Origin of the sequence: Aquimarina mycalae (assembly GCF_029906345.1) — a bacterium.
GTDB lineage: Bacteria > Bacteroidota > Bacteroidia > Flavobacteriales > Flavobacteriaceae > Aquimarina.
This window is the reverse complement of the sequence record NZ_JARYGY010000005.1, coordinates 90202-102351: the sequence shown is the minus strand read 5'-3', so window position 1 is coordinate 102351 and position 12150 is coordinate 90202. Positions and strand designations below refer to the sequence as shown.

The 12150-nt window shown below is 31.3% G+C and carries 12 protein-coding genes; 1 reads left to right on the top strand and 11 read right to left on the bottom strand.

Annotation, left to right across the window (positions count from 1 at the left end):
* Window positions 1-49: 49 nt before the first annotated feature.
* The 4 genes from QBK95_RS12840 to QBK95_RS12825 form a co-directional block, all read right to left on the bottom strand.
* On the bottom strand, window positions 50-631 hold the full coding sequence (locus QBK95_RS12840) for a TetR/AcrR family transcriptional regulator (RefSeq protein ID WP_280934355.1): 582 nt from the start codon (window positions 629-631) through the stop codon (window positions 50-52).
* Between the two features lie 79 nt (window positions 632-710).
* On the bottom strand, window positions 711-1238 hold the full coding sequence (locus QBK95_RS12835; protein ID WP_280934353.1) for a GNAT family N-acetyltransferase: 528 nt from the start codon (window positions 1236-1238) through the stop codon (window positions 711-713).
* A gap of 13 nt (window positions 1239-1251) precedes the next feature.
* Complete coding sequence (locus QBK95_RS12830) at window positions 1252-2001, bottom strand: C40 family peptidase (protein ID WP_280934350.1); 750 nt, start codon at window positions 1999-2001, stop codon at window positions 1252-1254.
* A 68-nt stretch (window positions 2002-2069) separates the two neighbouring features.
* Window positions 2070-3248 carry an acetyl-CoA C-acyltransferase gene (locus tag QBK95_RS12825; protein ID WP_280934347.1) on the bottom strand — a complete coding sequence of 393 codons (1179 nt, stop codon included), beginning with the start codon at window positions 3246-3248 and terminating at the stop codon, window positions 2070-2072.
* 181 nt (window positions 3249-3429) lie between these two features.
* On the opposite strand from QBK95_RS12825, the gene QBK95_RS12820 reads away from it, so the two are divergent.
* Entirely contained in the window at window positions 3430-5475 is a 2046-nt protein-coding gene (locus QBK95_RS12820; RefSeq protein ID WP_280934344.1) for an HD family phosphohydrolase, read from the top strand.
* 41 nt (window positions 5476-5516) lie between these two features.
* Here QBK95_RS12820 and QBK95_RS12815 read toward each other — a convergent pair whose 3' ends face one another.
* The 7 genes from QBK95_RS12815 to QBK95_RS12785 form a co-directional block, all read right to left on the bottom strand.
* Window positions 5517-5801: a DUF3817 domain-containing protein gene (locus QBK95_RS12815; RefSeq protein ID WP_280934342.1), complete on the bottom strand. Its 285-nt coding sequence runs from the start codon at window positions 5799-5801 to the stop codon at window positions 5517-5519.
* Between the two features lie 66 nt (window positions 5802-5867).
* Window positions 5868-7106, bottom strand: a complete 1239-nt coding sequence (locus tag QBK95_RS12810; RefSeq protein ID WP_280934340.1) for a mechanosensitive ion channel family protein — start codon at window positions 7104-7106, stop codon at window positions 5868-5870.
* A gap of 63 nt (window positions 7107-7169) precedes the next feature.
* Window positions 7170-7787 carry a YqaA family protein gene (locus QBK95_RS12805; RefSeq protein ID WP_280934337.1) on the bottom strand — a complete coding sequence of 206 codons (618 nt, stop codon included), beginning with the start codon at window positions 7785-7787 and terminating at the stop codon, window positions 7170-7172.
* Window positions 7788-8026: 239 nt separating this feature from the next.
* Window positions 8027-8389 carry a hypothetical protein gene (locus QBK95_RS12800; protein WP_280934335.1) on the bottom strand — a complete coding sequence of 121 codons (363 nt, stop codon included), beginning with the start codon at window positions 8387-8389 and terminating at the stop codon, window positions 8027-8029.
* A 368-nt stretch (window positions 8390-8757) separates the two neighbouring features.
* On the bottom strand, window positions 8758-9639 hold the full coding sequence (locus tag QBK95_RS12795; RefSeq protein WP_280934333.1) for a GIN domain-containing protein: 882 nt from the start codon (window positions 9637-9639) through the stop codon (window positions 8758-8760).
* 12 nt (window positions 9640-9651) lie between these two features.
* A complete protein-coding gene (locus QBK95_RS12790; RefSeq protein WP_280934330.1) occupies window positions 9652-10176 on the bottom strand; it encodes a DoxX family protein in 525 nt (174 codons plus the stop codon).
* Between the two features lie 136 nt (window positions 10177-10312).
* Window positions 10313-12016, bottom strand: a complete 1704-nt coding sequence (locus tag QBK95_RS12785; RefSeq protein WP_280934329.1) for an alpha-amylase family glycosyl hydrolase — start codon at window positions 12014-12016, stop codon at window positions 10313-10315.
* Window positions 12017-12150 lie beyond the last annotated feature (134 nt).

Below are 12150 nucleotides of genomic sequence, written 5' to 3'. Positions count from 1 at the left end.
AATGTATTATTTTATTTGAAACAATCGTTTCAAAATGTGTTAAAAAAAATTAGTATAGTACTTTTAGTACAGTATTGATTATGTTTTTTAGGTCTTCTTCATTTTTATTTAAAATACCTGTCATTCTTAACCCTTGAATTGCTGTATATAGATAGAGGGCATATTGATTGGCATTTTGATTCGTGTTAAATATTTTTTCCATTTGGCCTTTGCTTACTATATCTTCCAGCATAGCAACCATGGTTTCTTGATTCTTTTCTACAAAAGATTTAATGGTTCTATCTTGATTGGTCATTTCAGATTTACAATTTACAATAAGACATCCTTTTCTATTTTCATCGCTTATAATGTCGTTTAGTGTTAATGTAAAAATTGTTTCGATTGCATCAGTAGCATTATACACTTCTGCTAATCCTTTACCAAAGTTTTGATTGGCACCTTTTTGATAAAAAGATAACACTTCCATAAATATGCCCAATTTACTACCAAAAGAATTGTAAATACTTGATCTGTTAAGGTCTGTAGCATCCACTAAATCTTGCATAGACGTACCATTGTATCCCTTTTGGTGAAATACTTCTGTAGCTTTTTGTAAAACCTGTTCTCTGTTAAATGTTTCTACCTTTGGCATAGTATTGAAATGATCGTTTCAAAAATAAATAAAATTATTAAACTCGAATGTTATAAAAATACTAAAATTTAAAAGTATATTAGAAATCTAACCTCATCATGATATCCGTTTGCTTATCTGAACCTAGCATAAATCTGTGTTTATCAAAGATTTTAAAACCATTTTGTTGGTAAAAATTAATAGCGCTCTTATTTTTTTCCCAAACTCCTAACCAAATAAACGCTACCGTTTTTTCTTTAGCAATGCGGATCACATTATCAAGAAGGTATTTACCAATACCCTTTCCTTGATATATATTTATCACATAAATTCGTTCAATTTCAATTGAGTTTCCTTTAATAAATTCAGTTTGTGCGCTTCCCGAGTTTAGCTTTAAGTACCCTACAATTTTATCTTTATATAATGCGAAAAAGAATTGAGATTCTGGATTTAGAATTTCGTTAGTAATTTTTTCTAATGTAAATTTTTGACTTAGGTAATAGTGAATGTTTTCTTCAGTGTTATGCGGTGATCCAAATGCATCATAAAAAGTTTGTCGACCAATTTCTAGAAGTGTATGGTTATCCTCAGGTCTTACTTTTACTATTTTTAATTCCTGAGATTCCATAATATTTTGTTTTTTAAATAATACGTTTGATCACTCTTAATTTGTGTGTGTATTGGTTTTTTTCACCATTAAAGATACCTGTATGATCTATACGATCCACACGCACTTTGCCGTGCGCGTGGATAATATAGTTATCTTTCATTATAATACCTACATGAGTAATTGCACCTTCATCATTATCAAAAAAAGCGAGATCACCTGGTTCACTTTCTTCAATGAAACTTAAAGGATCTCCTTGTGTAGCTTGTAAAGAAGCATCCCGCAATAGTTTATATCCGTTTAGTTTATAAACGATTTGGGTGAAACCACTACAATCAATACCAAAATTTGTTTTCCCTCCCCATAAATAAGGAGCGTTTAGAAACATAAATGCTGTTTCTATTAGTTTTTCTTTTGGTTGCTTTTCAGTAATTCTGTTGCCATCATATTGATGCTTAAAAAAATCCAATGCTCCCAATGAAGAACCTAAGGCAATAGGCATTAGTTGATTATCTTCACAGCTTATAAAGTCTATTAAATCTGCAGTAACATCTAATGGTTTTTTCTCAAAACCCTTGTATTCTTCTTCGGTAATTTCTAAGTACTGTTTATTGTCTATCCAGCCTTCATAGGTGTCGAAGGCTAAACGGATCCGACTCCATTTTTTTCTTTTTTCTAAAACTTTAAAATGTTCGCCGTATAAAACCTGTGATACCATCTCACTTGGATCACTGGGTTCAAAACGTAAAGGGACAATACTTAAATTGCAAATACCGTATAGCATGAATCTTTATAGGTACTAGATATTAGACATTAATACAATTACTACTATGTTTGCTTGGTTTGGTGCTATTATGCACGTTCAATTACCATAGCAGAAGCACCACCACCACCATTGCAAATTGCTGCTGCTCCAGTTTTAGCGTTATTTTGTTCTAACACACTCATTAAAGTAATTAGTATACGAACACCAGAACATCCTAGTGGGTGTCCTAATGATACTGCTCCACCATTTACATTGGTATTAGAGTCGTTTAATCCAAGTATTTTCATATTTGCTAAACCAACTACAGAAAAAGCTTCATTAAATTCGAAGAAATCTACATCATCTAATGTAATTCCTGCTTTTTCTATTGCTTTTGGTAATGCTTTTGCTGGAGCAGTGGTAAACCATTTAGGTTCCTGTGCTGCATCAGCATAACTTTTAATTTTCACCAATGGTTTTAAACCTAGCTCAGCAGCTTTATCAGCGCTCATAACAACAACTGCACCAGCTCCATCATTAATAGTTGATGCATTGGCAGCAGTAACTGTTCCATCCTTAGTAAAGGCAGGACGTAAAGCTGGAATCTTTTCCATTTTTACATTTTTGTACTCTTCATCTTCAGTAACCATAACAGGTTCTCCACGACGTTGTGGCACTGCTACTGGAACAACTTCATTAGCAAACTTTCCTTCTGACCATGCCTTAGCAGAACGTTCATAGGATTGTACAGCATAAGCATCTTGATCTTCTCTACTAAAATCGTGTTCTGTTGCACATAGATCTGCACAAACTCCCATTGCATTTTTATCATATGCATCTACTAAACCATCTCTCTGCATTCCATCCTCAAAGGTTTGTGGTCCGAATTTATGTCCTGTTCTTAATCTTACATAATGAGGAATTAAACTCATATTTTCCATTCCTCCAGCAACGATAATATCTGCATCTCCTAATGCAATTGCCTGAGCAGCATGCATCACAGCTTTCATACCACTGGCGCAAACCTTATTAACTGTAGTACAAGGAACGTTTTCACTAATTCCAGCAGCCAAAGCTGCTTGTCGAGCTGGAGCCTGTCCGTTTCCTGCTTGTACAACATTACCCATAAATACTTCTTGAACCAAAGATGGATCCAAATTGATTTTATCCAATGCTCCTTTGATAGCTGTTGCTCCCAATTGAGTAGCTGGAACTGTAGATAAACTCCCTAAAAAACTACCAATAGGTGTACGTGCTGCAGATACTATTACGACTTCTTTACTCATTATGTTTGTTTTATTATATGTGTGTTTATGATTCTGCGAATTTAAGGATTTTTAGAGGATCTACATAAGGAAGTTGCGTCTAGGATTTAGAATGCACAAATTTGATCAAGCGTCTAATTTTTCAGCTTCTTTGTACTGACTTATTTTTTAGTACTTTTGGGTAATATATACGAATATCCTTGTGAAAAAGTTTTTAAATAATTTTTATAAAAACCAATCCTTTTTATATAAAGGGTTTCTTTTTATTACCACTCTTGTACTTATAGTATATCTATTTCCAAAAGGAGGAGTGTTTAAGTATGAATTTACTAAAGGTAAACCTTGGCAATATGAAAATTTATATGCCCCTTTTGATTTTGCAATTGCTAAAACACAAGAAGATATAGATACTGAGAAGAAAAGGATTGCGGATAATGTAATTCCTTATTTTGAGTACGATACGGTTATACCAAACATTGCAAAGGATACATATGATGCAGCGTTTAAAAGTAATTTAGAAACCTTGGCTCAAAGTAGTTCATCAAAACAAGCTAAACTTTTTGGTAGAATTCTACTAAATGATATCTATAGATATGGTGTATTACAGGAATCTTATTCTTATGAAACTAAGCGACAAATATTTCTAAATAAAGGAAATAAAGCTGAAGCTATTACTTTTGGTCAGATATTAACTCCTAATTCTGTTACAACACTTATAAATTCAAGAATAGATAAGAGTGAATATGTTAAATTCAAGAGCGGTTTTGTTGCCTTGTTTTATGATTTGGTAAAACCGAATGTATCTCTAAATCAAAAACTGACAGAAAGTACGTTAGAGAATGAATTAGCGCAAGTGCTTACTACGAGAGGAAGTGTGTCTAAAGGTAGTAGAATTATTGCCAAAGGAGAGGTTGTAGAAGGGAATAGACTGCAAATACTTACTTCTTTAAAAGCAGAATATCAATCACAGGTTTGGAGTGATAAGAATTTCTATTGGATTGTTTTTGGATATAGTATTCTGGTTTCTTTGGCGCTGTTAATGCTGTTACTTTTTATCAGAAAATATAGAAGAGATATTTATGACAATAACACCCAAGTAACTTTTATAGCTTTTAATATTCTTTTGATGGTATTAATTACCACTTTAGTTGTTAAATATAAATCGGATTATATCTATATAGTCCCTTTGTGTATTTTGCCATTGATCTTAAAAGCATTCTTTGATTCTAGATTAGGGTTATTTACTCATGTGATCACCGTATTGATTTTGGGGTTTGTTGTTCCTAATAGTTATGAATATACTTTTTTGCAGATTATCGCAGGAATAGTTACCATATTGACTATTTCTGAATCTTATAAGCGTGCTAATTTGTTTATTTCAGTTGGACAGATTACAGTTGTTTATATTTTGGCATATTTAGCGTTTCATATCATCCATGAAGGAAGTATTAGTGATATAAATTGGACTACCATTGGATTGTTCGTAATTAGTGGTTTTGCAACGTTAATTGTTCATCCTTTAATCTATGCATATGAAAAGATGTTTGGACTAATATCAGATGTATCTCTACTAGAATTGAGTGATACTAATTCTTCGTTATTAAAAGAATTATCAGATAAAGCTCCAGGAACCTTTCATCATTCATTAAATGTAGCTAATATCGCAGAAGCTGCTGCTAATGAAATAGGAGCAAATGCAATGTTAGTTCGTGTAGGAGCACTATATCACGATATAGGTAAAATGGCTAATCCAACTTATTTTACAGAAAACCAAACAACTTCAGGAAATGCACATGATGTATTATCACCAAAAGAGAGTGCAAAAATTATAATTGATCATGTGATAAGAGGAATTGAGATTGCTAAGAAAAATAACCTACCAGATCGTGTGATAGATTTTATAAGAACACATCATGGTACTAGTACAGTGTATTATTTTTATATGAAGGCAAAGGAAATTAATGAGAATGTAAATATTGAGGAATTTCAATATCCTGGACCTAAGCCTTTTTCTAAAGAAACTGCTATTTTAATGATGAGTGATAGCGTAGAAGCAGCTTCCAAAAGTTTAAAAAACCCTACTAGTAGTTTAATTGACTCTTTTGTAGAGAAAATTGTAAACAAACAAATGGAAGATGGTCAGTTTTTGAATGCTAATATTACTTTTAAAGAAATACAACAGGTTAAAAAAGTATTTAAGAGAAAGCTTACCAATATATATCACCTTAGAATTGAATACCCAGAATAATATATTAGTTTTCTTAATCTAACCAATAGTTGTTTTTGAATCTATTGATCATTTTTTTTGAGATACTTTCCATCCATCCAGAAAGTTCCGAAAGGGATAATCGAGCAAAGCAATACAATCGCTAATGTTTTATTATTCCATTGCTTTTCTGGTTTTACTAGAAAGGCAAAAACAATATAGATTAAGAATAAAAAACCGTGCGCCATTCCTATAACCTTGTTTGGTTCAGGAGATGCAAATAAATATTTTAATGGCATGGTGACAAACAAGATAAGCAAATATGAAATTCCTTCTAAATAGCTTATCAACCTGAAAATAGTAATCATAAATTTGTTGTATTAAATTCGATTGCAAATGTACTACACTGAAGAAATTGAAACGTTAAGGAACTACTATTTTTTATTGTTATAGTCTAATTCAAATACTTCCAGATCAAAATAGGGGATTGCAGATAATAAATGATCAAAAATATCACCAACTATGTTTTCGAAATTTTTCCATACTTTATCATTACTAAAAGCATAGATTTCTAAAGGTGTTCCTTGAGCAGTAGGAGCTAATTGACGACTCATAATAGTCATTTCACTATTGATAAACGGATGATTTTCTAGATAGTATTCAACATACGTTCTAAACACTCCCATATTAGAAAGATTGCGTCCGTTCATTAATACTTCTTTGTTTACATTATTTTCCTTGTTATAAGAATCAATTTTTTCTTGAGCTTCATTCAAGTATTTTTGTATGAGTTCTATCTTTTTTAGATTATCAATTTCTTTTTCTGATAAAAACTTAATACTCGAAGCCTTTATTAGCAAAGCTCTTTTGATTCTTCTGCCACCAGAATCCATCATCCCACGCCAATTTCTAAATGATTGCGAAGTAAGATGATATGTTGGTATCGTAGTAATTGTTTTATCAAAATTCTGAACTTTTACTGAGGATAGGTTGATTTCGATTACATCTCCATCCGCACCATATTTTTCCATAGTTATCCAATCACCGATCCTGACTGTATCATTTACTGCCACTTGGATACTTGCTACGAAGCCTAAAATGGTATCTTTAAAAATTAATAAAATTACCGCAGACATTGCCCCTAATGCAGTAAGGAAGGTCCAAATAGATTTTCCAGTTATTGAAGAAAAGATAAAAATAGCTCCAATAGACCATGCAAATATCATAAAAACTTGTATGTAACTATCTATTGGTTTGTCTTTAAAAGAAGGTAATGATTTTAAGAAATCCCTAAATGTTCTCAGTATACTGCGTACAATCCATATGGTTAATACGATTACTAAAATATCAAATAGAATTTCTAAATAACTTTCTGCTGTTGGAAATGCAATAAATAATTCTGGCAGTATCCAAATAATAATGGATAATCGAATAATATGCGACAGGTAGTCAAACACGTTGTTTTTTACCAAGTAATCATCAAAAGTATTTTTAGATTTTGAAGCATATTTTTTGAAAAGATTTAGAATTACTTTTCTGATAATTCGATCTAAAATATATAGTGCAACAAGTAATATTAAAATTCCAATAACAACGTTTAGGTACTCTGCAATGTTGTCTGAAACACCTTTTGAAACTAAAAGAGTATAAAAATACCGGGTTACTTCTTCCATAAAAGAAATCAATCAATAATTAATGCTATACAAAATAAGGTCGAAGACTTTTATTAAACAAGCTTAAACCAAATTAAATATAGCTACTGCATATAAATAGAATCTGATAAAACGTAATAACCCAAATAACAAATAATTTAAGAAAGGATATTTTATCATTCCTGCGGCAATACTAGTAATAGAAAATGGAATAGGTAACAATGCTCCAACAATAATTAAAAACCCACCCCATTTACGAGTGTTTTTAATATGTTTTGCCATTTTTACTTCTAAATATTCATGAACAGAAGGAATTTTGGTAATAGATTTTCCGATAAAATAAGAAATGATACCACCAATATAAGATAGTAAAGCGAGTATTGATAAATATAAAACTGGACTAGAAGCTTTGTCACTCCAAGCAATAAAAATTTCTGGAGGAATAAGACCTAATAATGATTCTGATGCAAAAAATACTCCAAATACGATATAATCAGAATAGTTTTCAGTAACATAAATTAGTAAATCATTAATGTTGATTACAAAATAGTTTACTAATAACAAACCTGCTATAAAAAGTAGAATAGGAGGTAATGCTTTTTTTAAGCTGGTTCCTAAAAATTTATAGAAACCTGTATAACTATAATATTGGTGCAGTAACTGCAACCGTGTTTTTTTTACAGATCTGGGATTCGTTTTCATAGCAATTTTTCCACAAGGGGACAAAAATAATATATAATTGATTTTTTGTCGTTTATAAAATCATAAAATTTGTCGATAAATTGTTATAATTATTACAACTTAAATCTATATCATTCTAAAAATGCTTATAAATAGAGGGTTTAGAGATATTTTTTTAGATATTTTCTCATAAAAAAAAGCCCAAATTTCTTTAGACTTTTTAATCAATAAGTAAATGAAACTTATTTTATGTTAGTTGATTATGCATTTAAAGCGTCTCTATAATCTGCCAAATCCATAACATTCATTTTATTTTTTAGATCTTTTAGTAGAGAAATAAGGTACTTAAGACTTTCTACAGGATTCTGATCTTCACTTTTTTCTACAGGTGCTTCATTTTCTTCTATAGGTTCATCATCAGGAATAGGAATTAAAAAACTGTCATTTTCTTCGATGTGTTCATACGTTAATCTTAAAACTTTAACCACCAAAGGTACTTGTTGTTCTAGAGCAAAAGATCTTAGAGACTTAAGGTCTTCTATTAGTACGTCTGTGTTTATTCCGGATTTTTCCAGATCTGTCAGAATTTTGTCAATTAATTTGAGCGCCTTTTTATTTTCCAAGGATAATAGAATTAGTTTGATTTAAAAAATGATTACGGCAAATTTAAACCTTTATATAAATCTATAAAGTCTTTTAAAACAATTAATTTATTTTTTTAATGTTAAATAAATAATTATTAAAAATATTAATTACGATTGAAAAGTGAAATTTTCCCCATAATAGACTGTGTTGTAACATGTTATTTTATCAAAAGCCTTATAATGCTACTATTCCAGCTAAAGTTTGAGGTTTAACCGTAACCAAAATTCCTTAATCCTTTTTATCTTTGAAAAGTATTCCAATTACAATTTTTCCCTTACTTTTTTTGTTTTCCCCAACACTTACCTCCTTGAATACAGGAGGTAAGTTCTTCTTGGGGTATTTCGTATTAAAAAAGGTTAACTGTTTTATTTTCGTTTTCTTCTTTGATAGTAACTAATAGCTTTCTTTTTCCTAAAGTACTTACTTTATATACCTTTGTTCCTATAGTCCAATTTTCTTTTCTTGTGGCTTGAGGCATCATGGGGAAACCGTAGCTAAATTTTCTTCCATCTGGTTTAGGACCAATTACTAGAAAATGATTTCGTGTAATAGCGTTATTTTTAATCTTGAATTTTATATACCTCACTGAGGCATTGGTATTTTTATTGTTCTTTTTTACTGTTTTTTTGGCATCTCCACGTAGTACTTTGGGAGTGTTACTAATCTTAAGGATCGCATCTTTATCTAGTTTGGCATATAATTCATTAGTTACATTAACATTTGCAGAACCTCTGCTCCAAATATTTACGTTAGCATTTTCTGCTATTAAATCTGAAGCATCTATCTTAGCAAGTTCTGCCGCAATCCTTAAATCTTTAGTCTTTCCTTCAACAATAATAGTACCAATAGGAGCCAATACTTGAAGGTATTCATTATCAAGATTGATAATTCTTGTAACATCATGTGTTCCACTCTCCACTTTTTTTAAATTAGGAGCTCCAATAATTATTTTTACATTTTTTGATGGACTTATCCATTCTTTTTGATCTAAGTGCAAAGTTCCATCTACTATTTCTTTTTCTATATATTCAAAGAGATTAGCATCTGTTGTAATAGTAAGACTTTCTTCTTTGGAATGATCGATAATTACCTCTGCATAAAAATTAATTTTTATATGTTCTATGTTATCAACATCAAATGTTCTAGTGATGATTTCTTTATTTCCTTTTATCTGTGCTAACGCAGTGATACTAATCAATAATGATATTATATTAATAAATTTTTTCATTTGTTCTGAGTATTAAATTATGTTATTAGATGTGGTAGTTAAAGATGGTTTTAACCATTGTTTCGTGATTAGGTAATCTATACCAAATCTTCCTGAACCTAGAATTAGGTTGTAAATAGCTATCCATAAAAACCCTAATGCGAGCAACATACCCCATATTCCGCTATCTGATTTCTGGAAAATGATAGCTACTAACATCGTACAGATAATAAAGAAAGAAGCGACTCTTGTTTTGAAACCTAATGCGAGGAATACACCTCCGATAGCCTCGCTAGCTGCACCCATCCAAGCAAAGAAGACAGGAAACATTGCGAAAATACCTCCGTATTCTGCAACATCTTTGGGAAACCATTCTACAACTTCTAGAAAAGCAAGATCGGGAGATCCCTCAGGACTCCATGGTACTCCGAATTTGCTCCCTCCAAAATTTACTGCTAATAAATAGCCACAGATTATTCTAGGGAGCGTAAATAGTAAATCCGAGTACCAATTTTTCATGGTGATCGGAGTAATGATTTTTTTAATTACATTTTTCATAACTGAAATGATTTTAAATTGTTTGACTTTTCAAATGTCTATATCAGTTATGAATACTGCGCCCCAAAACACAATAGGACGGCTCAAATTATAATTTGAGCCGTCCTACTTAAATTGAGACTATCTTAAAATACAATTAATTTGTTGCTTCTAATAACACGATTTCGTGCTCGGATTTTATAGTAACACTGCCATCAGAAACGATTGTCTCTGTTCCTGAATAGGCATCCGTTAGTTTAGTTCCATCTTTAAATATCGAATTTACTTTAATTGTTTTGGTACCCTTTCTAAGATTTAACCCTATAACTACTTGATCTACAAAAGTATCTTTGCTATAAGTTCTTGAAAATATGTATGGAGTTTCACTAATCATTTTATGTTTGCCTGCTCCAATTGCAGGGTGGTTTTTTCTAAACACGCCTAATTTTTGCCAATGTTCTAATAAAGCTGCGGTTTCTTCTTTTTCAATATCATCCCAATTCATATTAGATCTTAAGGTTGCATCTCCTTCAGTTCCTTCTATAATTAGCGATCTTGCAGTTTCATCTCCATAATAAACTTGTGATATTCCTGGAGTTAATAAAAGCTTAGTTGCGGACTCATAGGTTTTGCTTCTTTCTTTATCAAAAGGGTCGCCATCATCATGAGAACTAATGTAATTCATTACACTTTTACCAATAAGGCTAGTTTGTAACGCTTTACTGTATTTACTATATAATTTTTCATACCCTAACTTTCCAGCATCATACTTAAATTGAAAATTAATAAGATTATCAAATCCATTCGCATAATAATCTACTTTGCGATCTCCAAAGTCATAAAAACGTTTCCCATCAATTCCATATCCATACAATTCTCCCAATACAAAAAACTCATTATTATCAAGTACTTTATCAGGATGGTTTTTTTTCCATTCAGTAAACGCTAATTTGGCCTGCTCTGCTAGTACATTCCAAACGCCTTCTTCAACATGTTTTACTGTATCAACACGATATCCATCAATACCAAGTTCCCTAACATAATCTGTTAACCATTTGATGATATAGTTTTTAGGAGATCGTTTAAGGCCAGTTTTAGCAAAAAATATTTCTAATTCATCCATTTCAGATTCTAACCTTCCTTCTTCTTGCCATTTTGAAATCAGGGCTTCTGGAAGTTTTACCTCTTGATCGTTTTCGGTTTTAATATCTGGTAAGTTTTTTACCAAAGTACATTTTACCGCCGTTTCATAATCTTTATAACTACATTGAGGAGAAGTTCGAACCCATTCTTCGGACCAAACAGGATCTTTATCAGTGACTGGTCCTGTATGATTTATAACTACGTCCATCAATATTCTAATATCATTTTGGTGTGCAGTTTCTACCAATTGTTTTAGATCTTCGTGAGAACCAAAATTCGGATCAATATTAGTCCAATCCTTTGCCCAATATCCGTGAAAAGCATATGTATTTCCTGTACCTTCGTCTACACTTTGATGAACTTGTTCTACCAATGGATTGATCCAAAGAGCATTAATACCTAATTTTTTAAAATACCCATCTTCAATTTTTTGTATTACGCCTTTTATATCACCTCCTTCAAAACCTCTAAGTTTCCCAGTTTTATTGGCTCTTTCGAGAACTAGATCGTTTGTAGGATCTCCGTTTTTGAACCTGTCGGCAAGTAGAAAATAGACATTTGCACCTTCCCAAATAAAAGGCGTGTTTTCAGAAGTATTTGGTTTAATAGTTTCTGTTTCTTCGATGTTGGTCTTTTCTGATTCTTTTGTTCCATCATCTTTACAAGCAAGTATGGTACTGAATAATACTAAGAGAATAGTTGTTAATAAATGTTTCATGTGGTTTAATTTTTGTTCCAAAACTTTATAATTTCCAAAAGCTATCGGAAGATTAGCTGTATATTTTGAAACAATTATATACTGGTTTAAATTGCTAATCTATAAAATTGAAGGTAAAAAACCATTGCGGATGA